Source organism: Priestia sp. FSL W8-0524 (assembly GCF_038005965.1).
Taxonomy (GTDB): domain Bacteria; phylum Bacillota; class Bacilli; order Bacillales; family Bacillaceae_H; genus Priestia; species Priestia zanthoxyli.
Genome location: NZ_JBBOUG010000001.1, coordinates 1,409,538 through 1,432,801 on the forward strand (window position 1 = coordinate 1,409,538; position 23,264 = coordinate 1,432,801).

At 35.0% G+C, this 23,264-nt stretch carries 30 protein-coding genes and 2 pseudogenes; 21 read left to right on the forward strand and 11 right to left on the reverse strand.

Annotated features, from left to right (window positions below; all coding sequences use genetic code 11):
- Nucleotides 1–36: 36 nt before the first annotated feature.
- Nucleotides 37–258 carry a hypothetical protein gene (locus NST66_RS06975; RefSeq protein ID WP_028413859.1) on the reverse strand — a complete coding sequence of 74 codons (222 nt, stop codon included), beginning with the start codon at nucleotides 256–258 and terminating at the stop codon, nucleotides 37–39.
- A 502-nt stretch (nucleotides 259–760) separates the two neighbouring features.
- Between NST66_RS06975 and NST66_RS06980 the strand changes: the two genes are divergently transcribed.
- The 3 genes from NST66_RS06980 to NST66_RS06990 all read left to right on the forward strand — a co-directional run bounded on the left by NST66_RS06980 (nucleotide 761) and on the right by NST66_RS06990 (nucleotide 1,448).
- On the forward strand, nucleotides 761–898 hold the full coding sequence (locus NST66_RS06980; RefSeq protein ID WP_328132717.1) for a hypothetical protein: 138 nt from the start codon (nucleotides 761–763) through the stop codon (nucleotides 896–898).
- A 53-nt stretch (nucleotides 899–951) separates the two neighbouring features.
- Nucleotides 952–1,143, forward strand: coding sequence for a hypothetical protein (locus NST66_RS06985; RefSeq protein ID WP_328132718.1), 192 nt, complete (start codon nucleotides 952–954; stop codon nucleotides 1,141–1,143).
- A gap of 68 nt (nucleotides 1,144–1,211) precedes the next feature.
- Nucleotides 1,212–1,448 carry a hypothetical protein gene (locus NST66_RS06990; protein ID WP_340843212.1) on the forward strand — a complete coding sequence of 79 codons (237 nt, stop codon included), beginning with the start codon at nucleotides 1,212–1,214 and terminating at the stop codon, nucleotides 1,446–1,448.
- 106 nt (nucleotides 1,449–1,554) lie between these two features.
- Here NST66_RS06990 and NST66_RS06995 read toward each other — a convergent pair whose 3' ends face one another.
- Nucleotides 1,555–3,777, reverse strand: a complete 2,223-nt coding sequence (locus tag NST66_RS06995; protein ID WP_328132719.1) for an MMPL family transporter — start codon at nucleotides 3,775–3,777, stop codon at nucleotides 1,555–1,557.
- A gap of 136 nt (nucleotides 3,778–3,913) precedes the next feature.
- On the opposite strand from NST66_RS06995, the gene NST66_RS07000 reads away from it, so the two are divergent.
- From NST66_RS07000 to NST66_RS07010, 3 genes are all read left to right on the forward strand, one after another.
- On the forward strand, nucleotides 3,914–4,534 hold the full coding sequence (locus NST66_RS07000) for a TetR/AcrR family transcriptional regulator (protein WP_033578589.1): 621 nt from the start codon (nucleotides 3,914–3,916) through the stop codon (nucleotides 4,532–4,534).
- Between the two features lie 382 nt (nucleotides 4,535–4,916).
- Nucleotides 4,917–5,690 (forward strand): TerC family protein, encoded by a 774-nt coding sequence (locus NST66_RS07005; RefSeq protein ID WP_034265004.1) that lies wholly within the window; start codon nucleotides 4,917–4,919, stop codon nucleotides 5,688–5,690.
- A gap of 464 nt (nucleotides 5,691–6,154) precedes the next feature.
- On the forward strand, nucleotides 6,155–6,481 hold the full coding sequence (locus tag NST66_RS07010) for a general stress protein (RefSeq protein ID WP_034264999.1): 327 nt from the start codon (nucleotides 6,155–6,157) through the stop codon (nucleotides 6,479–6,481).
- 779 nt (nucleotides 6,482–7,260) lie between these two features.
- On the opposite strand, the gene NST66_RS07015 is transcribed toward NST66_RS07010, so the two are convergent.
- A complete protein-coding gene (locus NST66_RS07015; RefSeq protein ID WP_047751259.1) occupies nucleotides 7,261–7,473 on the reverse strand; it encodes a hypothetical protein in 213 nt (70 codons plus the stop codon).
- Between the two features lie 548 nt (nucleotides 7,474–8,021).
- Between NST66_RS07015 and NST66_RS07020 the strand changes: the two genes are divergently transcribed.
- From NST66_RS07020 to NST66_RS07045, 6 genes are all read left to right on the forward strand, one after another.
- A complete protein-coding gene (locus NST66_RS07020; RefSeq protein ID WP_014460689.1) occupies nucleotides 8,022–8,735 on the forward strand; it encodes a GntR family transcriptional regulator in 714 nt (237 codons plus the stop codon).
- A 140-nt stretch (nucleotides 8,736–8,875) separates the two neighbouring features.
- Entirely contained in the window at nucleotides 8,876–9,223 is a 348-nt protein-coding gene (locus NST66_RS07025; RefSeq protein WP_340843213.1) for a PTS lactose/cellobiose transporter subunit IIA, read from the forward strand.
- A 1-nt stretch (nucleotide 9,224) separates the two neighbouring features.
- Nucleotides 9,225–9,533 carry a PTS sugar transporter subunit IIB gene (locus tag NST66_RS07030; protein ID WP_014460687.1) on the forward strand — a complete coding sequence of 103 codons (309 nt, stop codon included), beginning with the start codon at nucleotides 9,225–9,227 and terminating at the stop codon, nucleotides 9,531–9,533.
- A gap of 14 nt (nucleotides 9,534–9,547) precedes the next feature.
- Nucleotides 9,548–10,954: a GH1 family beta-glucosidase gene (locus NST66_RS07035; RefSeq protein WP_098627289.1), complete on the forward strand. Its 1,407-nt coding sequence runs from the start codon at nucleotides 9,548–9,550 to the stop codon at nucleotides 10,952–10,954.
- A gap of 12 nt (nucleotides 10,955–10,966) precedes the next feature.
- Entirely contained in the window at nucleotides 10,967–12,295 is a 1,329-nt protein-coding gene (locus NST66_RS07040; RefSeq protein ID WP_098627288.1) for a PTS sugar transporter subunit IIC, read from the forward strand.
- 112 nt (nucleotides 12,296–12,407) lie between these two features.
- Nucleotides 12,408–13,301 (forward strand): ROK family protein, encoded by an 894-nt coding sequence (locus NST66_RS07045; protein WP_098627287.1) that lies wholly within the window; start codon nucleotides 12,408–12,410, stop codon nucleotides 13,299–13,301.
- A 1,176-nt stretch (nucleotides 13,302–14,477) separates the two neighbouring features.
- On the opposite strand, the gene NST66_RS07050 is transcribed toward NST66_RS07045, so the two are convergent.
- Entirely contained in the window at nucleotides 14,478–14,789 is a 312-nt protein-coding gene (locus tag NST66_RS07050; RefSeq protein ID WP_098627286.1) for a hypothetical protein, read from the reverse strand.
- Between the two features lie 19 nt (nucleotides 14,790–14,808).
- Entirely contained in the window at nucleotides 14,809–15,231 is a 423-nt protein-coding gene (locus NST66_RS07055) for an Lrp/AsnC family transcriptional regulator (protein WP_034264978.1), read from the reverse strand.
- Between the two features lie 144 nt (nucleotides 15,232–15,375).
- Between NST66_RS07055 and NST66_RS07060 the strand changes: the two genes are divergently transcribed.
- Together NST66_RS07060 and NST66_RS07065 are read left to right on the forward strand one after the other, a co-directional pair.
- A complete protein-coding gene (locus NST66_RS07060) occupies nucleotides 15,376–15,576 on the forward strand; it encodes a DUF1272 domain-containing protein (RefSeq protein ID WP_028413848.1) in 201 nt (66 codons plus the stop codon).
- Nucleotides 15,577–15,798: pseudogene (locus tag NST66_RS07065) on the forward strand (cysteine hydrolase); the annotation flags it as partial.
- 84 nt (nucleotides 15,799–15,882) lie between these two features.
- Here the strand turns inward: NST66_RS07065 and NST66_RS07070 are convergent.
- Together NST66_RS07070 and NST66_RS07075 are read right to left on the reverse strand one after the other, a co-directional pair.
- Nucleotides 15,883–16,380 carry a DinB family protein gene (locus tag NST66_RS07070; RefSeq protein ID WP_047751249.1) on the reverse strand — a complete coding sequence of 166 codons (498 nt, stop codon included), beginning with the start codon at nucleotides 16,378–16,380 and terminating at the stop codon, nucleotides 15,883–15,885.
- Between the two features lie 246 nt (nucleotides 16,381–16,626).
- Nucleotides 16,627–16,971, reverse strand: a complete 345-nt coding sequence (locus tag NST66_RS07075) for a hypothetical protein (RefSeq protein ID WP_154991482.1) — start codon at nucleotides 16,969–16,971, stop codon at nucleotides 16,627–16,629.
- 204 nt (nucleotides 16,972–17,175) lie between these two features.
- Between NST66_RS07075 and NST66_RS07080 the strand changes: the two genes are divergently transcribed.
- A complete protein-coding gene (locus tag NST66_RS07080) occupies nucleotides 17,176–17,469 on the forward strand; it encodes a hypothetical protein (RefSeq protein WP_154991481.1) in 294 nt (97 codons plus the stop codon).
- Nucleotides 17,470–17,839: 370 nt separating this feature from the next.
- On the opposite strand, the gene NST66_RS07085 is transcribed toward NST66_RS07080, so the two are convergent.
- Complete coding sequence (locus tag NST66_RS07085) at nucleotides 17,840–18,424, reverse strand: hypothetical protein (protein WP_033578601.1); 585 nt, start codon at nucleotides 18,422–18,424, stop codon at nucleotides 17,840–17,842.
- Between the two features lie 328 nt (nucleotides 18,425–18,752).
- Here NST66_RS07085 and NST66_RS07090 point away from each other — a divergent pair, with 328 nt between their 5' ends.
- From NST66_RS07090 to NST66_RS07100, 3 genes are all read left to right on the forward strand, one after another.
- On the forward strand, nucleotides 18,753–19,010 hold the full coding sequence (locus NST66_RS07090) for a hypothetical protein (RefSeq protein ID WP_033578602.1): 258 nt from the start codon (nucleotides 18,753–18,755) through the stop codon (nucleotides 19,008–19,010).
- A gap of 163 nt (nucleotides 19,011–19,173) precedes the next feature.
- Nucleotides 19,174–19,584 carry a hypothetical protein gene (locus NST66_RS07095; RefSeq protein ID WP_051418576.1) on the forward strand — a complete coding sequence of 137 codons (411 nt, stop codon included), beginning with the start codon at nucleotides 19,174–19,176 and terminating at the stop codon, nucleotides 19,582–19,584.
- An 18-nt stretch (nucleotides 19,585–19,602) separates the two neighbouring features.
- Nucleotides 19,603–19,752, forward strand: coding sequence for a hypothetical protein (locus NST66_RS07100; RefSeq protein WP_186807931.1), 150 nt, complete (start codon nucleotides 19,603–19,605; stop codon nucleotides 19,750–19,752).
- Here the strand turns inward: NST66_RS07100 and NST66_RS07105 are convergent.
- The gene (locus NST66_RS07105) at nucleotides 19,749–20,060 is read right to left on the reverse strand and encodes a DMT family transporter (RefSeq protein ID WP_047751245.1); all 312 of its coding nucleotides are present in this window, start codon (nucleotides 20,058–20,060) and stop codon (nucleotides 19,749–19,751) included. The genes NST66_RS07100 and NST66_RS07105 overlap by 4 nt on opposite strands.
- Nucleotides 20,060–20,398 carry a DMT family transporter gene (locus NST66_RS07110; RefSeq protein ID WP_098999953.1) on the reverse strand — a complete coding sequence of 113 codons (339 nt, stop codon included), beginning with the start codon at nucleotides 20,396–20,398 and terminating at the stop codon, nucleotides 20,060–20,062. The genes NST66_RS07105 and NST66_RS07110 overlap by 1 nt, the downstream gene beginning before the upstream one ends.
- A 184-nt stretch (nucleotides 20,399–20,582) precedes the next feature.
- Between NST66_RS07110 and NST66_RS07115 the strand changes: the two genes are divergently transcribed.
- Both NST66_RS07115 and NST66_RS07120 read left to right on the forward strand, forming a co-directional pair.
- Nucleotides 20,583–21,470 carry a LysR family transcriptional regulator gene (locus tag NST66_RS07115; RefSeq protein WP_328132721.1) on the forward strand — a complete coding sequence of 296 codons (888 nt, stop codon included), beginning with the start codon at nucleotides 20,583–20,585 and terminating at the stop codon, nucleotides 21,468–21,470.
- Between the two features lie 115 nt (nucleotides 21,471–21,585).
- The gene (locus tag NST66_RS07120; protein ID WP_176344273.1) at nucleotides 21,586–22,104 is read left to right on the forward strand and encodes a hypothetical protein; all 519 of its coding nucleotides are present in this window, start codon (nucleotides 21,586–21,588) and stop codon (nucleotides 22,102–22,104) included.
- 81 nt (nucleotides 22,105–22,185) lie between these two features.
- On the opposite strand, the gene NST66_RS07125 is transcribed toward NST66_RS07120, so the two are convergent.
- Nucleotides 22,186–22,332 (reverse strand): BH0509 family protein, encoded by a 147-nt coding sequence (locus NST66_RS07125; protein ID WP_014460666.1) that lies wholly within the window; start codon nucleotides 22,330–22,332, stop codon nucleotides 22,186–22,188.
- Nucleotides 22,333–23,026: 694 nt separating this feature from the next.
- Here NST66_RS07125 and NST66_RS07130 point away from each other — a divergent pair.
- Nucleotides 23,027–23,214: pseudogene (locus NST66_RS07130) on the forward strand (hypothetical protein).
- The last annotated feature ends 50 nt before the right edge of the window (nucleotides 23,215–23,264 follow it).

A 23,264-nucleotide genomic window follows, 5' to 3' on the forward strand; every position in this document is an offset into this window, starting at 1 on the left:
ATTTAATAGAAGTAATATCATTTTAACGCAAAAATGTTAAGTAGAAAGTTTCCTGATATCAGAGTAACAAATACAAAGTGTATTTTCATATTCAGATTCGTATCCTGTAAATACGAGATTTCTTTCTTTATCATCGTAGTGAAATCCGAATTTCTTTAAATCATCTTTCAAGATATCTTCACTAATTTTAATGGAAGAAGCAATATCTTCATAAGAAGCACCATTATTTAGCTTTTGAACAATCTCACCTATTAACAAGTTACGACCTCCAGTAGCATATGTTTCTTCAGTAATAATTTATCCTAAATAGCTGCTTTTATGAAAGTTGTGCGGAAAGCCATTCTAGATTATTAAAATTTGCATTGAGTGCTTCGTTTGCTAATTAGTGAATTAATTATGTTTTTTCTTTTTACAATAATCATTAAAACAATAAATGAAAAAAATACTCACAAAAAAACCAACGAAGAGACCAATGAGACTTTCTAATTGAAAATCTTTTTCCCCAATTATTTGGCCGTAAACGATTCTGAATATCACACCAAAAAAAGAAAGAACAACAGCCGTTGTGGTAATACGTAAAAAGTTAATAAAATCACACCTTTTTACAAAGTGTATTCCCCTTTTTTAATACATTTAAAGTTAAGACTGATTATAGGAGGTTCTAAAGTGCAAGTGAGAATATCACTTAGAAAACACAATAAATAATACAAATATGGAACTTTTATGAAATTAGTTCGTAAAAGATATAGGAGGCGATAATATGGATATATCAAGTGTTAATTGGGCGGACGTAGCTTTTCAAATCTTTTGGTTAATTTTAATGGTTTCTTTAGGTTTGTTTATTTATAAAGTCGTTCAAGTTAAAAAAAGAAATAAACGTTTTGTTAAGAATGAATGATCCTTTTATACATAAAGATATGAATGGAGTATTCAAGCAAAAGAGGTGTTTTTTTGAGAAAATTGATAAAAAAATATTCATTTATCTGTACAGGATTCTTATTTGGTTATTTTCTTTTAGTGATTTTAGGCTTAGATGTTTCTATTAGTATGTTTAAAGTGTTTATACCAGTAGCAGCTGTAGGACTGTTGCTTGGAGAAATTATAAATATGGCTTTTAATCATCATCAGACTAATATGAACTAACATTATAATTTCGCTCAAAAATTACATAAAAACAAATAAAAGCATAAGACAAGAAAGGTAGAGTATATATGGCTTGTTGCAATCATTGCAATTACAAATGGAGCGCTAAAAATGTATGGTTACTTGTGTTTTCTAAGAAAGGAAAGAAGTGTCCTAAATGCCATACCAGACAATTTATCTCCTTTAAAGGTGCTGGTCCTTTAATGGGGCTAGGTTATTTAAGTGGGATTGTTGCTATATCTCTTATTGGTTTATTTCCGTTTATCGTAAAGCTAACAGATAAAGAAGAGCACAGATGGAAGTAAATTAAAAAAGCAAAGAGAATATTAATATTCTCTTTGCTTTTTTCTTGGTTTTACATTCATAGAAGCCATATAGTAAATCAATTATAAAACACCTTTGTTTTACTACTTAATTCTCTTTTTCTGATACCACTTCAGCTTTACCTGGCCAGAAAGCAAATCTTCCTAAAACCGTAGTGATCGCAGGTACAAGGAATGGTCGCACAATAAATGTATCTAACAGAACACCTAAAGCCGTGATAATTCCGAACTGAACCAGAACTTGAATAGGCAGTGTTGCTAGAACCGCGAATGTAGCAGCTAAAATAATTCCAGCTGATGTGATAACACCGCTTGTTTCACTTACGCCTTCTTTAATCGCTTGTTTTAACGGCATGTATTTCTTTTTCTGCCAGATGCTTGAGATCATAAAAATATTATAATCCTCACCAAGCGCCACTAAGAATACAAATGCGTATAAAGGAATGGCTCCTTGAATAGCATCTGCTCCCATGATATTGTGGATGATGAGCCAGCCTAAGCCTAAAGCTGCACTGTAAGAGAGGATAACGGTTCCCACTAAATAAAGCATAGCTACAATAGAACGCAAGTAAGCCACTAGCAGCAGCGATATAAAAATAATAATTAACGGGACAATAATACTGTTGTCTTTATCACTAACAGTCATCGTGTCATATTGCGTCGCTGTTTGACCGCCAATCCATACTTTGGATTTTACTGAGGAAACTCCGGACTGTGACAGTGCCTTTTCGGCTGCATCTTTCAAGTCTGGAATAGCCTCCATAGCTGTTATACTATATGGATTTACATTAAACGTGACGTCATATACCTTTAAATCCTTATTACTTTTACCGCTTTGAGGTGCAGAAACGGTACTAATAAGATCGTTTTTCTTTAACTCTTTTTCTAGATCTACCGATTTTCCTTCTGTATCAATTACTACTTGTGCTGGTGCTAGTTCACCAGGAGAGTAAGCGTCAGAGATAATCGTAAATCCTTCACGAGAAGGCATATCTTCAGGGAAAGAAGACAATAAATCATACGTGTACTTGATTTGACTAGAGTATATGGATAAAGCTCCAAAAAAGACTAGACAAGCTACAATGATTGTCCATGGTTTAGTCGTAACCACATTACCGATCCAATTCCCGAAACGGTTTTTCTCTTTTCGGTCACGCACCGGTTTTCCTTTCTTTTTCGCCAATTCTTCTTCCATTTCGGGAGTGCGAGGAACAAAAGGATAAAAAGAACCTCTTCCCATAACTGCAAGAAGGGCAGGAATAAGAGTTAAGCTCGCTAATCCCATAACCAGAATAGATAAACTAAACGGGATTGCAAAACGGTGGTAAGCCCCGTACTTTGCCACGATTAAAGCTAAAAGAGAGATGACAACCGTAAAGCCACTCATCGCTATAGCACCTGAAGCACCTTTAAAGGCGTTGATAAGTGCTTGTCTCTTATCTTTTACTTTGCGAAGCTCATCGCGATAATGAGAAATTAAAAATAAACAATAGTCTGTTCCGGCTCCAAATAATAAAACGGTCATAATGGATATGGACTGTGAATCGACCGTAATCCATCCTTTATCTGCTAAAATACCGAGAATTGGACTCAGAACCCCATAGGCAAAACCTACACCAATTAAAGGAATAATCGCTAAAATTGGGGAACGATAAATTACAAGAAGTAAAATTAAGACTAATAAAACTGTCGCAATTAGTAACGAAACGTCTGCTCCTTCAAATAAGCTCGTTGCATCTACTTGAATTCCTACAGGACCGGTAACGCGCGTGCTTAATTTATCTTTTTCATCTATATCCGTCGCAAAAGAATCGTATGAAACGTTTTCTTTTACTTGTTTTTTAATCGTATCTAGATTTTTTTCTAGTACATCCGTCTCAGCGTTTTCTTTAAAGAAAATAGGCTGTACAAGCGTGGTACCATCTTTTGATATCATTTTTTGTAAAGCTGCTAACGGTAATTTATGCAAAGGCGGTGTAGACGTTTGTTCTTCTAATGGTTTTTTTTCTAAAGCTGCCGCCATTTGCTGAATAGATTTTAGATCATCGTTTTTCAAACCTGATTCTTTGTGCCATGTAAGTAAGGCAGGAACCCCTGATGAGTTAGGGAATTCTTTCTTTATGAGATTTTCAGCTTCTACGGAAGGTGAATTCTCACTTAAGTTGGGTGCATTGTTCACTTCCGTCTCATTCACGGCAGGCCAAGCAATCGTTAGGACTACAGTGGCCAGAATCCATACGGCAATAACAACCCATCGACTCACTTTCCCAGTCATAAATCGGCTGAATGTTGCTAAAGGTGATTCTTTCATTAATTCTCCCTCATTTCCAAATCTGTTTGTTTCTATTACAATATATATAGAACCTTCAATAATTATATATACCAGAAGGTTAATTAATCAACTAGTTTAAATGTGGCAATTTCTTGAACTAGAAGGAGGCCCTCGTATGAATACTGATAAGACACCAAAAAAAAAGCCTGGCAGACCCAAAATAACAACTGAAAATAATATAACAAGAGAGCAAATTTTAAAGACTGCTGCCCATTTATTTATGGCATATGGATATGAAAGAGTCTCAATGGAGCAAGTAGCTGAGGCTAGCGATGTGACTAAGGCTAGTGTTTACTACTACTTTAAAAATAAGGCCACTTTATTTACCGTTTCGGTATCAAGCATGTTCCAACGTATTACAAAACAGACAGAGAAATTATTACAAAATTCCAAAGGGCTGAAACATAGATTATACGAGGTAACATTGGATCACTTAAAGAGACCGCATATTGATTTTGAAACATTATTGCAGGAAGCTACTTCTTCGCTTACAGAAGATCATATTCATGAAATTCGTGAAGCAGAGAAAGCCATACATCAGGCATTGGAGAACGTATTCAAACAAGCTGCAAACAACGGTGAAATTGTCGTAACAAGCCCTCGCTTGCTTGCGCATACATTTTCTATGGTCACAATGATTCGGAATAAAAAAGAATTAATAACTGAATTAGGAGGCCCTGAAAAAACGGCTCAGGCTCTAGTAGATCTTTTTTGGGTAGGGATTAGTCCTAATTGACCTGTTTTATTGCATGGTACAAAGAAGAAATAAAGAACGGCTAAAAAATATTGATGAATATTTTTTAGCCGTTCTTTTCATTGGTCGCAAGCACTTTGTAAAAAAAGCCTGAAATAATAGCGATTACCTATTAACCATCCAACTTATAGAGATGTTGGCCCGAAGTTTTCATTAATCATGTAAAAAAGCGACGTTATATGATAAAAAACGTAAAAATTTAATAATTTGGTTTTTATTTGTATTTAAAGAAGTATTTTATAGAAGGTTAGTGTTAAAATAATGAAAATCCTATCTTTTAGGGTTGCCTTTAGCATATATGGTTATTCTATTGTAAACAAAACCTTTAGCATAGCAGCTTACATTTTGGAAAGGGGAGAAGCGGATGGAATCTATTTGGCTCGAATACGTATGGGCATTATTGATTCTAATTGGATTAGAAGGATTATTATCAGCTGACAACGCTCTTGTACTCGCAGTTATAGCCAAGCATTTACCCGAGGATCAGAAAAAAAGAGCGATTAATTACGGAATTCTGATGGCATTTATTTTTCGATTTGGAGCTCTTTTTGCCATTTCATTTATCGCCAACGTCTGGTGGATACAGGCCATAGGAGCCGTTTATCTCCTGTATCTAGGTTTGAAGCATGTCATTCAGGCGCGGTTTGGGAAACATAATGAGAATATTCATGATGATGATGAGAAGGAGTCTGCTGGAAAGGGGTTCTGGCCAACAGTGGGGAAAATTGCGTTAGCTGACCTTGCTTTTGCCATCGATTCTATTTTAGCTGCAGTGGCCATAGCTCTTGGGCTTCCGGATTCACAGTTTGGAGAAATCGGTGGGATGGATGGAGGACAGTTTGCAGTTGTAGTTCTTGGAGGAGTTGCAGGTCTTATCTTAATCAAGTTTGCAGCAACCTGGTTTGTAAAACTTCTCGAAAAGCGACCTGCCTTAGAAACGACAGCATATGCAATTGTTGCCTGGGTCGGTGTGAAACTTGCGGTTATTACTTTTGCACATAAAGATATCGGGGTTTTAGATTCTCATTTCCCTCATAGCACTGCTTGGACACTGATTTTCTATGGAGTATTAGTTGGTATCGCGCTATTGGGTTGGTTTGCACCGGGCAATAAGTCATCAGAAAAGCCATCAACCTAAAATACGCAACTATAAATTACACTTTTATCAAACATTATCGGTTATTATCTTATGGACAGTGAACACCCTAAATTTACTAATTACTCTTTCCATCCAAACGGAGTCTTATTTTTAACATGTAAAAGCATTTTAGATTCTATAAAAAGAGTGAATTTTGTTAATTCATACGTATCTCTCAAGTGCGTTAATCCAAGTAGGGTTAACGCACTTTTTAATGGGAACGATTGCGCAAATGAATCTGGTTATTTTATTTATTATTTTTTTCCTTTTACGGTAATAAGTGAAATAGGCAGTCTATATTTTATTGGCTTGGAAGTAGATAAATTACCCTATTTTATACAATATTCAGCTGATAGTTTATAGTCTTTTATCCCATATCCGAATAAATTGGTTTTAATTGGATGCTTAAGGATACACCTATTAGTAGAACGACATATTCTATGGGGATAGAGGAGGAGAAAATAGTGAAGGAAATTAAAGTAGCAGAAAATAGTGGTCAGGCAAATAAGTTTATTGAAGAGTTTTTTGCCAACGGGTTTAGTAAAAGTGAAATTTATTTATTGACCTATAATAAAGAGCGCTCGGAATATTTAACGAATACAACAAATACAAAAGAATATCGAGCTTCTGAACAAGGAGTTTTTGAATCTGCAGTTAACAAGTTATTTTCTCGTGAAGATGAACTTCATTCTAAAATGGCCTCGTTAGGTTTAACCCAAGAAGAAGCTAAACAATGTGTCGGTGAAATGAAACAAGAACGTATAATCATTATTGCAAAAAAAGGTGTGTAATGGTTTTTCCTTGCAATAACTTTCGAAGAAACTAAGTGATCGAGAAGTATTAGTAAATCTTACTAGCATGCTGCTTTATATATAATATTGTGCTTCTATACGAATGTTTTATGAATCGGAAAGATACTGAACTGAAAGTATTTTACTAGGGTCGTTTACTAATCTCATATGGAGGTGAAAGGATAATGATTCAATTTCTTGGTATCCATATAGGGACGTTATACTTTCCTACAAGTGTCCTTCTAATTACTTTATTAGTTTTAGTAGGTTTTATTATCTATTTTCTTAGTAGAAGAAAAAGAAATAGAGATCAAACGATTCATTCAAATGAGAATAGGGTAAAGGGCAAAACTCTGTAAATAATCTAAAAGAAGAATTCATCTATTTCATCATTAAAAAGAATTACAGTATAAAGTGAAAATAAATTATCCTAATCCTACAGTTCCTGATACAGCCTTACACTATGATTTAACTTGTGAGAAAGTATGATTTAAATAAAAACAGCCCTTGAAGTCATTTTCAAGGGCTGTTTTTATTTTTATTCTGTAAAGAATAGACGACCTTTTATAGGAATTTTTTAATCAAAGAAATAATGGCGGTACCTTTACTGTTTCGTGCTGTTTTAACTATGTCTGAGTGGTTTTTTAAAATTAGATTTATTAGAAAAACAAAAGAAACTCCTGGACATATACCAGGAGTTTCTTTTGTTTAAAATAACACATATTGTGCAGTCGCACGTTTGTTAAATAAAAGATAGAAGAATCATTGAATTGCCTTCTTCAGTTTAAGATCTTGTATAAAGCTTCAGAAGCGTTATCTATATCATAATCGTTATAATTTAAGGTTTTTTGATCCGTAAGTGTAGTGATTTGAAAAATCTTAGATGTTTTACAATACGACAATTCCAGTACTTCAGGAATGGTATGAGTAATAGCGCTATCCTCATACTGAATAAGAGTATAAAGCGTTTTTTTTATTTCAAGTATATTCATAAAAGTACCTCTTTCCATTATAAGGAAACCTAGGGTACAAAGAGACCATATAATTTTAATTTATGTTCTTTCTCTATTGTAACATATGAACGTATAGAAAAATACCTGCCGAGAACAGACAGTATGATGTGAATTTAAAAATAGTTTTTTATAGATGAAAAATAAGATCACGCATTAAATTAGTTAGCGAATACCGTTCTCTCTAAAATCGAGGGTTCGTAAAAGTATAACTAAGGGATCTTTGTTTTGATTTTACCGTATTATTATAAATATCAGGTTCAACTAACTTCTACTTCCATGTAACGGAATCCGAAAAATGCATAATATGTAACGCGGTAATGTTGATTTGATTTTTCTGTCACACTGCTCCACTAATGTCCATTCGGTTTTGCATGTACATAAATAACACACCTTAGATAAAATATACTTGGTTTGTTGTCCCATTTATAGTAATCATCCATTTTAACTACTGTTATGATTACGATTTCAGTATTTTATGCTATAATAATCCCTAGTTTTTTAGTTTGTATAGAGAGGTGTAAAACAGAATGATGCCAAAATATCTGCAAGTAGCTGGCCAAATTGAATCTGATATTACTGAGCATGTTTATCAAAAAACAAATAAACTTTTGACTGAAGATGAATATGCAGCAAAGTATCAGGTGAGCCGTAATACAGTACGAAAAGCAATTGAAATTCTCGTGAATAAAGGATATGTATATCAAGTTCAGGGCAGCGGTGCATTTATTCGTAATCATCACAACAATGGATACGTTAATCTTGAAAAGCTACAAGGAGTTACCAATGATTTTAGTGACCGCCTTGTAGAAAACAAGCTGCTAGATTTTAAATTAATTAATGCGGATGAGGAACTAGCCCAAAATATGGGATGTAAGATTGGAACACCTATTTATTATGTAAAAAGGCTAAGATATGTTGATAGTGATCCATTTTCAATTGAAACTTCGTATTTTAACAAAAATCTTGTTAAATACCTTGATGAAAATATTGTGAAAAAATCGATTTATACATATTTACGCAATGACCAGCAACTAGCAATTGGTTTTGCAGATCGTGTTATTCGTGCCGATTATCTTATGTGTGAGCAAGCTGATTTATTGGGATTAAAAGAGAATGATCCGGCTTTGGTGGTAGATAATACGGTTTATTTAATAAACGGTGCAATATTTGATTACTCACAGTCAGTGCATCACTTCAAACATGTAAAATTGCTAAAAGTATCAAATATGAAAGGTAGTTAAGGTGCAAAGAGAGCTCAGGGCTCTTTTTTTTTGTCTGAAAATAAAAAAAATAGTTTACATATGAATCTGAGTGAGTTATTATAAATTTATAAAATTTGTACCAACAAATTAGATTTGTACTTATGAAAGGGTGTACATATATGGTTGAAGAATCGATTGAGATTAGCTCTGAAGATATCTTTGGATTAATTGCATTTTCAGGTGATGCTAAAGCGAGCTATCACGCTGCTTTACATCTGCTCAGAGAAAACAAAGTAGAAGAGGCAGAAGCAGAAGCAGAAGTAGTAAAAGCGAATGCAATTTTAAACGAAGCACATGCTATTCAAACAAAATTTGTCACACTAGAGGCCCAAGGAAAATCGGCACGGGTTGGTGTATTGATGGTTCATGCCCAAGACCATTTGATGAACACGATCTTAGTAAAAGAGCTATTGGATCATATGATGACCATGCAAAAAGAAATTAACTTATTGAAAGGGATGAATTGATATGGTGAAGATTGGATTATTCTGTGCAGCAGGTATGTCTACAAGTATGTTAGTGGAGAAGATGAAAGCGTTTGCTGGTGAGCGTGGTGTAGAAGCTGAGATTGCAGCTTACCCTGAGTCAGAGATGGAAAAGTATGTTGATAATATCGATGTTGCTTTATTAGGTCCTCAGGTAAAGTATTTGTTAAACAAAGGAAAAGCTGTTTGTGAACCAAAAGGTGTCGCTATTGATGTTATTAACACGGTGGATTACGGCATGATGAATGGTGCAAAAGTACTTGAACACGCGATTAAATTAGCGAATAAATAAACGGGGTGAATGATTTGAAAATGCCAAAAGATTTCTTGTTCGGCGCAGCTTCAGCTTCTTATCAAGTAGAAGGGGCATGGAACAAGGACGGTAAAGGGGTTTCGAACTGGGACGTCTTCTCAAAGATTCCCGGTAAAACATTTGAAGGAACAAACGGTGATGTGGCCATTGATCATTATCACCGATATAAAGAAGACATCGCACTTATGGCAGAGATGGGATTGGAATCGTATCGGTTTTCCATTGCCTGGACACGTATTCTTCCCAACGGTACAGGTGAAGTAAATCAAAAAGGATTGGAATTCTATAATAATGTCATTGATGAATGTTTAAAACACGGAATTGTTCCGTTCGTCACATTGTATCACTGGGACCTTCCTCAAACGCTTGAAGAAGAAGGCGGCTGGCTAAATCCTAAAACATCCAATGCATTTGTCACGTTTGCTGATGTTTGTTTTAAAGCATTCGGCGATCGAGTACGGAATTGGATTACCTTTAACGAAACGGTTATCTTTTGTTCGTTAGGCTATTTAACCGGTGCTCACCCACCAGGAATTGAAGGGGATGCGAAAGCATACTTTCAGGCGACACATAATGTGTTTGTGGCTCATGCCCGTGCGGTTGAACTTTTCAAACAGTCAAGCTATGAGGGGGAAATTGGCATTACTCATGTTTTTAACCCGGCGTTTAGCATTGATGAAGACGAAGAGAACAAATTTGCAGAAAGACATGCGAATGCATATTCGACACATTGGTATTATGATCCAATTTTGAAAGGAGCTTACCCACAATATGTAATAGAAGAGCTCGAAGCTAAAGGGCTACTCCCGCAAATGACAGAAGAAGAACTGGATTTGCTTCATAGAACGGCACCTATGAATGATTTCATCGGATTAAACTATTACTGCCCACAGCGCGTAATGAAAAACGATTCAGCCCTCGTATTGTCTGGTGGACGTGAGAACTCAACAGGTAAACCTGGAAACCCTTCATTTGACGGTGTATACAAAACAGTCATGATGGAAGAAAAGGTATATACCAAATGGGGATGGGAAATCGCTCCTGATGCTTTTCTAGAAGGGATGCGTATGCTTAAAGAACGCTACGGGGACATCAAAATGTATATCACGGAAAACGGTTTAGGAGATGAAGATCCTATCGTTGGTGAAGAGATTCATGATCAACCTCGAATCGACTATATTGAAAATCATTTAAGCGCTGTCAAAAAAGCTGTCATGGAAGGAATTAACGTCTCAGGATACTTTGCATGGTCTGTCATTGATTTGCTTAGCTGGTTAAATGGTTATAAAAAACAATACGGATTCATTTATGTCGATCACAAAAATAATCTTGCAAGAAAACGAAAGCAATCATTCTTTTGGTACAAGGATATTATCGCTACACGCGCAGAAGAACTTTAAGGAGGTACCCCTATGGGTCGCTTAGAAAGTGTATTTGAAAAGTTCACCCCGTTCTTCCTTCGATTTGCAAATGCAAAACCAACACTTGCAATTAAGGATGGGTTTATTTTAACAATGCCGATGACAATTATCGGCTCTCTCTTTCTATTAATTCTCGCTGCCCCTATTCCAGGCTGGGAAGAGGCTATGGTGAAATTATTTGGAGAACAGTGGAACCTTCCACTTACCCAGGTTGTCGGTTCTACATTTGATATTCTGGCTCTTATTGGTGTGTTTGGAATCGCTTATTCATACGTCCGGAACGAAAAAATTGAAGGTACGCCAGCTGGTATTTTAGGTGTAGTTGCCTTCCTTATTATCACTCAGTCCTCTGTCTTGGCAAAAAGCGGAGAAACCGTCACAGGTGTTATTCCCAAAGTTTGGACCGGCGGGCAGGGTGTACTAGCCTCGATTGTAGTTGGTCTATTTGTTGGTTTTGTGTATTCGCAGTTTATTAAGCGTGATATTCGTATTAAAATGCCAGAAGGTGTTCCGCCAGGCGTTGCAAACTCGTTCTCTGCACTAATTCCTGGGTTTGCCATCATTACAGTAGCTGCCATTGTCTTTGGATTATGCCAAGCTTTTGCAAATAAGACATTCACTGAAATTGTTTATAAACTGCTGCAAGTACCCGTGCAAAATTTGACGGACACGCTTACTGGTGCAGTTCTTATCATGGTCTTAATGTCACTTCTTTGGTGGTGTGGAATTCATGGTGCTGCCATTATTATGGGAGTAATGGGACCGCTTCTAACAGCCAATGCTCTACAAAACCAAGCAATATTGGATTCTGGTAAAGAGCTTGTTGTAGGCGAGAATGCTAAAGTTGTAACCATTCAATTCTTGGATGTATTTACGAAACTAGGGGGATCAGGTATTACCATTGGTTTTATTATTGCAGCCCTTATAGTGGCCCGATCATCGCACTTAAAGCAGCTCGGTCGATTATCTTTAGCTCCTGGCTTATTCAATATAAACGAACCAATCATTTTTGGCATGCCAATTGTATTTAACCCAATAATGTTTGTTCCTTTTATTATTGTTCCTGCAATCGCATCATTTATGGTTTACTTCTCTATCATTTGGGGATGGGTAGAGCCTTTCAATGCACTTCAGGTTCCTTGGACCACACCGCCGGTTGTTTCTGGCTTCTTGATTGGCGGCTGGAGAGGGGCTTTATTGCAAATAGTAACCATTGCAATGTCAGTAATGATTTATCTTCCTTTTGTCAGAATGCAAGATAGTATTTCTTACAATGAAGAGCTCGAAGCAAAAAAACAATCAGAAAGTAATATTGCTTAAAACAACTAAATAAAGAATTACCCCCCGTATACTTTTATAGGGGGAAATTCTTTATTTATGCACTTATAATGAGGTTATAGTCAATATTTTGAAGAAGAAAGTAGGATATACAATGAAATTTGTATTAGCTTGTGATATTGGTGGTACCGATTTAAAAATGGGGAAATTTTCTCTTTCCGGTGATCTTGTTGAATCCGTAAAAATACCTCTAGCCAATAGGAAAGGGCAGACTATTCTTACTCAAATTGAAAGCCGAATGGATTCTGATGTAGTAGGGCTAGCTCTAAGCATACCTGGTTTTATTAATCCTAATACAGGTTTTATTGAAATGGGCGGTGCTATTGAAGATTTTAATGGGTTCAATATCTTTGCATATTTTAAAGAACAATTTCCTGATTTGGCAATAAGTGCAGAAAACGATGCGAATTGTGTAGCTCTAGCAGAAAAATGGAAAGGAAGTGCAAAAGAAGAGACTGACTTTCTTTGTCTAACTATTGGAACAGGAATTGGAGGCGCAATTTATTTGAACGACGCTCTTTATAGAGGGAGACGTAACCAATCTGGTGAGTTTGGACATATGTTCAGTGAACACGTTACGAGTGATAGTGCAGAAAATCATAAATTTAACAAAACAGCTACGCTGGCGGTTATTCGCCAAAAATATGCAGAGTGTATGAATATACCTTTTCAAAATGTCTCAGGTGAACAAATCTTTGAAGCTTACGACCAAGGGGAAGAAGTGGCATCGCTTCTGGTTAGTGACTTATATAGTGGATTGGCAATGAACATCTTAAACTTATATTATGTGTTTGCTCCTCCTACTTTTTATATTGGGGGAGGGATTACTTCAAGAAAAACATTCATAAACGAATTAAAACAGAGAATCTTAGAAATTGATCCAGCATTCTGTGCTGTTATCAGATCTACTAGTTTTGGAAATCAATCAGGTATGATTGGTGCAGTTTACCATCATATTGCGTCTCGAAAAACGTTGGAGTTAATTTGAGACTAAACAGTAGAGCTATGACATGTACAGACCATAATGAAGAGATTTTCATCTAGATAAGGTATAGGTAGAGAATTGAGTGGTTTATAGGTCAATATCAACATAAAGATTTAAATAAATAAGCGTAGCTGAAGTAAGCAGCTGCGCTTATTTATTTTTGCAAAGACCGTTCGTTAAAATGCAAAATGAAAATGTCCCTGCATTTATGAAAAAACACTGGAGTAGATAGATAAAGCCTACCTACACATAAAAGAATAATCATTGGTAAAAGGGTTATGTATCTCAAGTATGACTTCTCCGCCTTTATCGTAACATTGTGAACTGATGCTTTCGATTTGCTTGCTATTAAAATAACTAGCGCAATTTACTAATACGGAGATGACAAGTAATAAGGTTAGAATAATGAATAGTATGTCTTTAAATCTTCTTTGAAAAGTTGATTGCAATTTTATGCTCCTCTCTAATTGATAAAACTCTACCATTCGTTATTCTACAGACAGCGTATTATTCCATATGACTAGTGAACAGTAATATGGATGTCAAAAATAGTAGAAGAAGAACATATAGTACAGATATTGTACCTAATTTTAAGACAAGTAGATTCATCATAATAAATAAAACACTGATAGATAAAAAAAGTCTGTACACAAAATCTAGTCTCTTATTCGCAAAAATATATCTCTTAGTGTTTTCTGAAGACTTATATCTTTTATCTATTACGCTTGTGCTAACTACTATAAATGCAAGGATGGACCATGGTATAAAGCTACTTTTACTGATAAGTAAATATACGGAAAACACGGCCAATAAGTAAGGAAATAAACGATGCTGAACATATCTTTGACTCATCTACACACATCACCTTTTCTAAAATTAGTATTTGCATTAGACATCTACTCAATAACTGTTCTCATTTGAATTTGGTTATTCACTTCCAATTCGTTCACTCCTTAAGAATAGTTTAGGTTTGAGTATACCATAAAAGGTAATAAAATCCTTTTAATCTATAATATTGATCATTTTAAAATAATTTCAGGTGTTTTAGAGAACAATTACAATACAAAAAAGGTAGTGCATGTTGCATTACCTTTTTTTGTACGTTTATTTTTTATATCTATGTAACATCGAATGGATCATGATAAAGAAAAAAAACGGGCATGTGGCATAATCTTAGATTCAACTAACTTCTGCTTCCATGTAACGAAATCCAAAAAACGTGTAATATGTGACACGGTAATTTTTAATTGATTTTTGTTTCACACTATTCCACTGATGTCCATTCGGCTTTGCTTGGTGACTTTGCACCATAAACTTATCCAGTGGTCCAAGTGACCACTTTCGGAAATTTTCTTCGAGTTCTTCTACTTTCTTTTTTTCTTCTGATGAACCTAAAGCGCTTGCTTCATTAGCTGTTATCCTTGGTATGCCAATAGCTACAATAATAATAACCCCAACAAGAATGCTCCAACTCAAAATCCGCTTTTTCATATTGGATATTTCTCCTTTTCTATTTTATTGCTTTATAGACAACTGGTGATGAAAGTTTAATCAATGTAGATGGCTCTCCAAAAGCCATAGATTCATCAATAAATGTTTCAAGAGATTGAACGGAATTAGTTAAAACTTTTACTAGATAGTTGTATTGACCCGCCAAACGATGACATTCAATAACTTCAGGGTGTTCTTTACAATATTCTACGAATTGCTTGCATTTTGTATTGCTAAATAAAATAAAAGCAGTTACAGGTTTGTTGAAATTTTCAGGGTTAATTATTGCTCTATATCCATCTATTATGTTTTTCTCTTCAAGTTTTTTTACTCTTTCATTAACAGCAGGGGTGGATAAACCAACCAGCTTTCCCAACTGTGTAACGGACAAACGAGCATTCTCTTGTAGATGTAGTAATATATTTTTATCAATTTCATCCATAAAACATACCCCGCTTTAAATTATAAATTAAAATAATGAATTTTCCGTCAATATTAAAGCTATTAATTAGTAATACAATAAAATAGATATGTGAAAATAGAAATTTATACAATACAATTTAATTATATCAAAAGGAGGGATTTAATGGCTTTAGAAATGAGAAATACATGCGAAAAGTGCAATAAGAAACTCCATAATAGCTCTGTTGCTTATATCTGTACACATGAATGTACATTCTGTGATAAATGTAGTGAAAGTGCGATGTATATTTGTCCTAACTGTGAAGGGGAGCTGGTCAAGAGACCAAGGGGGCAAGAAAATCCGCTAAGTTGCTCATTGATTTAGACACAACACTGTATAGATAGTGAAGTCAGAACAGCTACAATCAATGGGGTGGATGTGACATTAGTGGGTGATGGACATTCAACAACGGACAGTAATGATTTAAGTGCTAAACAAATCATAAAGCATTATAAGGAAACTTTACATGGTCATTACAACGTTGCACACTTTTCAATTGTCAGAAATGCAGAGGAAGACTTGTTTTGTCCCACACATTATTTATAAAGGTAATAGTACACAACTAAAATAAAGCTCTAAAAGTGTTTAATGGACGCTTTTTAGAGCTTTATTTCTGCATTATGTCTCAATCTAAGCAGGAAAGCCTCCCGTTGGCGGTGGCCATGCTCCGTTTAATCTTCTCATAATGACAATTTCACCTAGATGATAGCTGTTGTGAGAAGCAATATTACGCAGTAATCCCCCTGGGGTTTCACTTGGCCAAGCATCCAGAGGTTCTTCGATTGATAACGTCTCAGCTAAGTGACAAGCTTCGTCAATTCCATCACAAAAATGCTGGATCGTCTTTTCCCATTCTTCCTCATCAACCGGGGCAGGATGTTCAGGCCAGCTTTCACTTACACTTTTCGGTCTCTCAGGGTTTTCTCCTTTAGCAAGAGCAAGTAAAAAGTCTTGCCAATAGCTCATATGCTTCACTAATTGATAAATAGAGTAAGGTAATTCCTTTTGTTTATGTGAAGCAAGTTCCATATTAATGTCGGTTATTGCATTAATTGTTGGAAGATGACCTCTTTCACCTCGCAGTGATTTGATAAGTGCATCACGAAATGCTGTATTTGTTTGTGTCATGTTTTTTCCGGCCTTTCTTTTTCGAAGTATTAATCTTGTAACAGTCTAACACAAATTAGTTTAATATATGTACTTCTGTGATTAACAATTTACTATAACAAAGCCACTAAAATAAATAGTCTCAATCACAATTTTTTGTTTGTAAGTCACCTTTATATTACTAAATATGGTTTAATGTAAAATATATGTAAAAAACACAGCGAATCTTCGATTAAATACAGAACTTTTCCTCTTTTTACAATTCATTTAATCCTCAAAGGTTATTTCAACTATATAGAGATTTCCTTGATATGAAATAGAGAACGAACGAATAATGGTCGTGACAGTTGTGCCTTCTATCTCTTCTCCAGATGGACTGGTAAGCCAATAGCCAATATGCGCCTTGTCGTCCTCTACGTATACCGAAATACTCATAACACATAGGTCTGAAAACAGTATGGTGCGACTTTCAAGCAAAGAATCGTATTCAACTATGTAATAGTCGAGTGTCTCATTAAGTGTGTCGTAGTCTAAAGTATCTTGACTAAGGATTTTATCCAATTCAAGTGCAAGTGGTTTTTCAATACTAATATTTATTTGTTCTGTGCGCATATAAACCGCTCCTTAAAAAGAGTATCGACAAGTATAAGTGTATGTTTACATAATACCTACACCTTACTATTTATAAGTAAAGAAAAAACATGAGGTGAAAGTATGAATTGGACTGAACAACAAAAAAACGTATTTAACACATATGTACCGAATGGCGACTAGATAAGTTTTATGGCCCATTTGGGGATTTCGCAAGAAGAAGTAATGTTAGTTATTCTAGATGAAGAAATGACAATTGAACAATACTGTCAACATGGACCACCAGAAGCACCAAAAGAAGTGTTGACATACTACAAGGAAAACGGAGCTCTCGTGTCCTTCGACCAAGAAGGTTTGTCTATTAAAGGAGATAAAACCATTCCTCCATTTCGCTCAATGGAAAAGAAAATCACCCATTTTTCGTTAAAGGAACGAGGGTTCATTTGTCAATTAGCGCATCAATATTTGGAAACCCATGAGTTAACGGCAGAAGACATTAAACACATCTTAGAGATTTAAATTGAATTAATCTATGTTTTAAATAAACTATTTAAAATAAAATCAGCAGCTAAATAATCACAAATTTTTTTACCTTATATTGTATAGATTATAAAATAAAGTTATGTTTTGACGTGAGTGAGGTGTCCTATGATCTTTCTAAGTCTTACCTTCCCGTTGTTCCTGGGTTTGCTGTATATTGCATTTGCTACGTTTTTGAAGAAACTACATAATAAAGAAAATACAACGGGTGTTATTGTATACGGAGCAATCATTTCCGTTATTTTAGGTAGTTATGTTATGATGATTTTTACCTAGAATTAAATAAAATATATGTGCGATATACGCAAAAAAGCCACTATCTCATGTGCAGAGTTAGTGGCTTTTTTAATTATTTATATGCCGATTTAATTGTATCTAAATAAAAATAATCAGCATCTGCCTCATCTTGAACAACCATTAATTGATAGAGGTGGTCAGGCTTATCTGGAATATTAAAAACAATGTTTAAATCAAGTGGTTTGTCTTCTAGTTTCATGTTTGGATAATTTGTTGTAAGAAGCGTATAACCCTCTTTTGTATAAGCCTCTCTAGTAGCTGGTTCATAGGTCTTACTGTCTGTTACGTCTTCTAATGTAAAGTGAAGGTCTTTTAGCGATACAGAATTTCCTTCTTCAAACGTATTTTCTAAACGTACAGATACATTCATAAATGTTGAAGTTCCGTTAATGCTATCGATATCATCCACGTAAGATGCGCTGTTGGTTGAAATATAGTATTTATGGTGTTTAGATTTTTCATGATAAGATAGGCTGCCTTCTGCCGGTCTAACGTTTGTTGCGTGCTCAAGGCTAGCGGTATGTTTTGGGGCAGGTGCTTCTACGGTTACTTCGTTTTCTTTCTTTCCACTTTCGCAAGCAGCAAGGCCAGAGACTAAAACGGCACACATGATGCTTGTTTTTGTTAATTTATTCATTATACTCCTCCAAGATAGATGATAGTGTTTATGTTACATGGAATATATATGGGAATCAAGGAAAAATGTGAAAGATAGTTACAGGGGTAAGGAGTTTAAATGTTCTAGGATGCTTCCAATTTGGAGAAAAAAGAAAAAATGGTAAAAAAGAAAAAAGGAGAGTGCAGAAGTTGGGGTGAAGGTAAGAAAAGCTGATTCATCTTTACCGATGAACAGTCTTTTTTTGCAACCAGTCTGATGTTATGGGAGACGTCTCTTATAGTATGAAGTAAGACTCAACAGGTAACACATAATGTTTCAATTGGTTATAAAAAGGATGGTGTTCAGGATGAAAAAACGAATAAAGATGTTAATTTCTATTGGAATTGCAGCGTCTTTGATTATTATTTCGTCTCAATCGAAAGTGCATGCTAGTACTCCGATTGGTACGGTTCAGGTTAAAGCTCATTCGTTATATCTTCGAGCAGGAAATAGTTTTAATGCAAATGGAATTATATCATATGCTAAATGTTTCTTAGGGATGCGATATATCTGGGCATCTGCAAATCCTCTTTATGGTGGATTTGATTGTTCAGAGGGAATATAGTGAAATTCAGAAGTGACGGTACCTTTATATTTTTCGTAATAAACTAATCGAATGTCCATAAAACCAACCTTTCGTAGGGTAAAGCACAAATAAACTATCTGGAAGAAGTAAAACTATTATATAGTTGATGATAACAACAATAAACACCAAATGAGGTGATACGATGAAAAAAGAAGAAAAAGTGGAAGCAGAAGAAGTATTGTGCCGGTTGTTTAAAGGTGGAAAAATTAAGCACGTTGGAGATGGAATACGTTCTGATTATTTTAGACTCAAAATACAAGCTGCTGATGGTCAACCACTTGTTATTACTGCGGAAAACAAGTGGACTGTTTCACCTATACGTTCCTTTTTTTCACTTATTGCCAAACAAGAGGAAATCACAGACATATTCTTAGGAGAACAAGAACCTCATTTAACGTTACAGTTTACAAGCGGTGTGCTCTTAACAATCTTTGGAGTAGATAACCTCTATGAAAGTTGGCAAGCCGGTACAGATTCACAAGATTGGTTAGTCGTTGCATGTCCAGGTGGAGATGTGGCAGTTTGGTCTCCAGAGAATGAAGAAAATATATAACAGTAGGGGGTGTCGGAAATGAGCAATATATACGAACAATTAGATGAATTGCAGGAACAGCTACAACATTATGCTCTTAATAGAATTGAAGAGTATTATTACACCAGATGTTGTGAAGTAGCCGGAACCGAGGTTACTCAAGGGCCTTATTTATCTTATTTTTATTAGAAAGCTTTCAGTATAATAACCCCTGTAATAATAAGAGTAACGGAGATAATCTTTCTTTTGTTTTTTGATTCTTTAAATATATAAATACCTAACAGCGTTGTACTAGCAATCGTTAGCCCTGCCCATATAGCAAAAATGATGCCCATTTCAAAATAGTGTGTTGTTAGAGAAATGAAATAAATACAAGCAATGAACAATAAGAATGCACCTATCGTGGGAACAGTTTGTCTAAAGCCTTTAGATAGTTTTACACACATTTGCCCTGCAATGCCTAAAACTAAGCCAATCGTTAAAAATACGTATCCCATTACGCTGCCCTTCTTTCTTTAGAACTTCCTTTAATGTTAAGAGAAACTGCACCAATTACAATAAGAGAAACTCCTAAGATTTTAGATAAGGAAATAGTTTCATCAAAAAAAATAATACCTGTGACAACAACAAGTACGGTTGCTCCTCCTGCATATAAAGCACTTGCTACTCCTACTTCACCTTTGGCGTTAAGGAGCATATAAGCAGCAATCGAAGAACAATAAAATAGTATGGCTAAAACAGTCGGAACAAAGTTTGTGAATCCATTTGTAAGATTAAGAAAAAATACTGCGATTACCTCCAAGATGATGGCAAGAAACAATAGTAAATAAAACAATCAGATTTCCTCCTTTTAGTCACCTCATTTTAAGAACTTTACGTAATGGCTACTAAATAATTGCAGTAGCACTCGGATGTCATTATTTTATCTAGAGCTTGATATCTTGTAAAATAATGATAAATGATTGTAGATATCACTATTGTTAATACCTAAATGAATGTAAGTGGAAAGGAGGATGTTTATGGAAGTAGAAGATATACGTATATTTATGGCTGTGGCAGAATACGGCAGTGTAAGCCTTGCTGCTGATAAGCTAGGTTATGTCCAACCAAATGTAACAGCACGTATTCGATCTCTTGAACGAAAAATTGGACACCCATTGTTTCATCGTCACAGACGCGGAATGACATTAAATGTAGAAGGTCGAAAACTTTTAACGTACGGAGAACAAATGATGAGGCTAATGGATGAAATACAGAAAGCATTTCAAGATGAGCGTAACCTTGTTGGATCATTATGTATTGGATTAGTTGAAACGGTAGTAGGGCTTCCTGAAATCATTTCTTCCTATCATAATAAGCACAAAAATGTGGATATTTCTCTAGTATCAGGAGTAAGTACACAATTAATAGAGAAAGTTCTTAAGTTCCAGCTAGACGGGGCATTTGTAGCAGAACCAGTAAATGTGTCAACGCTTGATCAAATTCCGGCTTTTGATGAAGAAATTGTACTTGTATGCAGTGCAAATGAAAAAGGGAAGAAGCAGATTCAGTCTGCCAGAGAGTTACTGCACCTACCATTTATTTTATTTAATGAAGGCTGCCAATATAGAGAAAGACTACAGCAATGGTTAAAAGAAGAACAGATCGTATCCCCGAAAATTATGGAATTTGCTACACTTGAAACGATTATGGGGACAGTAGTTTCTGGTCTTGGTGTGACACTTATAGCCCGGTCATTAGCGGAGAGATATGAGAGGGAAGGGTTAGTACAGCTCTTTTCAATACCTGGGCCTTATAGAAACCTTAGGATTGTATATGTTCGTCGTTCCGACTCCTATCTAGGAGTAACTGAGCGTGAGTTTATAAAGACAATCAGCGAAGTAAGAGAAGGGAAAAAGCAGAAATAAACAGACGGTGTTTTCACAAAGAGCTTTTTTATGTAGCTTATGTTTAGTATGAATATACCAGGTATTAATTTGAGCAGTAAAAGTGAGCTTTAGCTGCAAATAAAAGGAGAAAAGCATGAGAAAAGCAACTATATCAAAATTAGACAAATTAGTGGGCTTAAATGTAAGATACGCGGGGAGAGCCTCAAATTTGTTTTGGCTAGGATTTGGAGAAAAAATTTTAGTAACCAGAAGGGGGAAAACGGAAGAGGTAGCTGAATACGCTTTACATATTCAATGTTCATGGCGTATTGTCAAAGGTAATAAAATTGTAGTAGCCTCACGGGATTTCTATTCTCCAAGAACAGGATTGGATGATGAAAATGAGTACTTTGAATGGGATGTCCAGGGAAATAATCGATTCGATGAACGAATTGAATCTTTTATAGAAGGTATAAACGAACACACGATTGTTGAAAGAGTTGACTCGGATGAAGTAGGAGGGCTAAAGATCTTTTTATCTCAAGGTTATTTAGTGGAGGGATTTCCGGATACATCAGAAGACGATGAGTATAGTGAGTTCTGGAGACTTTTCAACCGAAAGGAAGACAGCCCTCACTTTGTTGTCACAGGAAAAGGTATTGAAAACGAGTAATCGTATAATTAAAGAAACGAAAAAAGCACAAACCCGTTGGAACCAAACGTTTTTGTGCTTTTTTCTTATTTTATAGTTGAGTTACATATAATCATAAGCGGAATCATCAAAATAGAGCCAGTGATAATATTCAACCTGCGGATCTGTCATTTTTAAAACTTCTTCTTCATTGAATTTTTTATACTCAACTAATTTCTGCACTTTAGAATTTCTTTCCACTTGGCTCATTTTAAATCCTCCTTATAGTTTGAAAAGTAACAATGTATTTAAATTTAGAAAGCGTTTTCTTTTTTCTTATTTTTATTATATATCTCAATATGAGATTAAAACAATATCAATTATAGATGATTTTTCAAAAAACAATATAGAAATGGTATTATGGCGTCGGATTGGGACAACAAGGCTTCTGCAATCGAAATTAAATAATAGGTGATTGCCAACGGCCAGGTTAAAAATTTTTGTTCGTATCGCTGCTTAATTCCTAAAAAAACATTATGATAACTAGCTCTATAAACTAAAAATAAAGCTAGCTGGGTTAAGCTAGCTTTATTTTTTTATGTTGTTTTGCAGAGTGATAAATTTTCAACTGTCGTTCACTTTGGTATAAAAACTCTTTATCAATTTCATCATGTTACGCCCCGAGGTTTTTGACATTTGATGATGATCTTCATCATCACGTGTACTCAGGTACCAGCTTCCCTTGTCATCTTCATTTAATCTATATACCTTATTGGTTCTACTATCTGTATAAAAGTTTCCATCCTTCAGCCTCAAATAATCGCCCCTCTACCAAGTGTCTATCCTGTATTATGCCCAAGATATCAATTTTATGAAAAATTTTATATACACAAAAACAGCAGGTTTCTTAATACGCTTATTATTTTGTATGTAATTTACACAGGTGCAAAAAAGGATAAGGGCTATGAGTGAGAAAATATTTAGTAATGGAGAAATAGTAACTATAACAGTATCGAATGAATCAGTAACAATCTTAAAAAATCATTATGTAAAAACATGAAAAGATACTCTTATACAGTCGACAAATATCCAAGTACCTTTTTCTTTGAAGAAGAATTAAAAAAACACGAACTTATAATTATTGATAAATAAGTTTTGATATAAAAATCTTTTTAAATAAAAACAGACTCTGAAAATAGAGT

Bases quoted from the DNA above. Each gene is read 5' to 3' on its own strand.
- NST66_RS07085 (WP_033578601.1), bottom strand. From the start codon at position 18,424: ATGAATAAATTAACAAAAACAAGCATCATGTGTGCCGTTTTAGTCTCT.
- NST66_RS07055 (WP_034264978.1), bottom strand. From the start codon at position 15,231: ATGGATGAAATTGATAAAAATATATTACTACATCTACAAGAGAATGCT.
- NST66_RS07075 (WP_154991482.1), bottom strand. From the start codon at position 16,971: ATGCGCACAGAACAAATAAATATTAGTATTGAAAAACCACTTGCACTT.
- NST66_RS07030 (WP_014460687.1), top strand. From the start codon at position 9,225: ATGGTGAAGATTGGATTATTCTGTGCAGCAGGTATGTCTACAAGTATG.
- NST66_RS06990 (WP_340843212.1), top strand. From the start codon at position 1,212: ATGGCTTGTTGCAATCATTGCAATTACAAATGGAGCGCTAAAAATGTA.
- NST66_RS07050 (WP_098627286.1), bottom strand. From the start codon at position 14,789: ATGAAAAAGCGGATTTTGAGTTGGAGCATTCTTGTTGGGGTTATTATT.
- NST66_RS07020 (WP_014460689.1), top strand. From the start codon at position 8,022: ATGATGCCAAAATATCTGCAAGTAGCTGGCCAAATTGAATCTGATATT.
- NST66_RS07045 (WP_098627287.1), top strand. From the start codon at position 12,408: ATGAAATTTGTATTAGCTTGTGATATTGGTGGTACCGATTTAAAAATG.
- NST66_RS07005 (WP_034265004.1), top strand. From the start codon at position 4,917: ATGGAATCTATTTGGCTCGAATACGTATGGGCATTATTGATTCTAATT.
- NST66_RS07095 (WP_051418576.1), top strand. From the start codon at position 19,174: ATGAAAAAAGAAGAAAAAGTGGAAGCAGAAGAAGTATTGTGCCGGTTG.
- NST66_RS06995 (WP_328132719.1), bottom strand. From the start codon at position 3,777: ATGAAAGAATCACCTTTAGCAACATTCAGCCGATTTATGACTGGGAAA.
- NST66_RS07115 (WP_328132721.1), top strand. From the start codon at position 20,583: ATGGAAGTAGAAGATATACGTATATTTATGGCTGTGGCAGAATACGGC.
- NST66_RS07070 (WP_047751249.1), bottom strand. From the start codon at position 16,380: ATGACACAAACAAATACAGCATTTCGTGATGCACTTATCAAATCACTG.
- NST66_RS07125 (WP_014460666.1), bottom strand. From the start codon at position 22,332: ATGAGCCAAGTGGAAAGAAATTCTAAAGTGCAGAAATTAGTTGAGTAT.
- NST66_RS07105 (WP_047751245.1), bottom strand. From the start codon at position 20,060: ATGGGATACGTATTTTTAACGATTGGCTTAGTTTTAGGCATTGCAGGG.
- NST66_RS07080 (WP_154991481.1), top strand. From the start codon at position 17,176: ATGTTAGTTATTCTAGATGAAGAAATGACAATTGAACAATACTGTCAA.
- NST66_RS07015 (WP_047751259.1), bottom strand. From the start codon at position 7,473: ATGAATATACTTGAAATAAAAAAAACGCTTTATACTCTTATTCAGTAT.
- NST66_RS07025 (WP_340843213.1), top strand. From the start codon at position 8,876: ATGGTTGAAGAATCGATTGAGATTAGCTCTGAAGATATCTTTGGATTA.
- NST66_RS07090 (WP_033578602.1), top strand. From the start codon at position 18,753: ATGAAAAAACGAATAAAGATGTTAATTTCTATTGGAATTGCAGCGTCT.
- NST66_RS07040 (WP_098627288.1), top strand. From the start codon at position 10,967: ATGGGTCGCTTAGAAAGTGTATTTGAAAAGTTCACCCCGTTCTTCCTT.
- NST66_RS07000 (WP_033578589.1), top strand. From the start codon at position 3,914: ATGAATACTGATAAGACACCAAAAAAAAAGCCTGGCAGACCCAAAATA.
- NST66_RS07120 (WP_176344273.1), top strand. From the start codon at position 21,586: ATGAGAAAAGCAACTATATCAAAATTAGACAAATTAGTGGGCTTAAAT.
- NST66_RS06980 (WP_328132717.1), top strand. From the start codon at position 761: ATGGATATATCAAGTGTTAATTGGGCGGACGTAGCTTTTCAAATCTTT.
- NST66_RS07060 (WP_028413848.1), top strand. From the start codon at position 15,376: ATGGCTTTAGAAATGAGAAATACATGCGAAAAGTGCAATAAGAAACTC.
- NST66_RS07100 (WP_186807931.1), top strand. From the start codon at position 19,603: ATGAGCAATATATACGAACAATTAGATGAATTGCAGGAACAGCTACAA.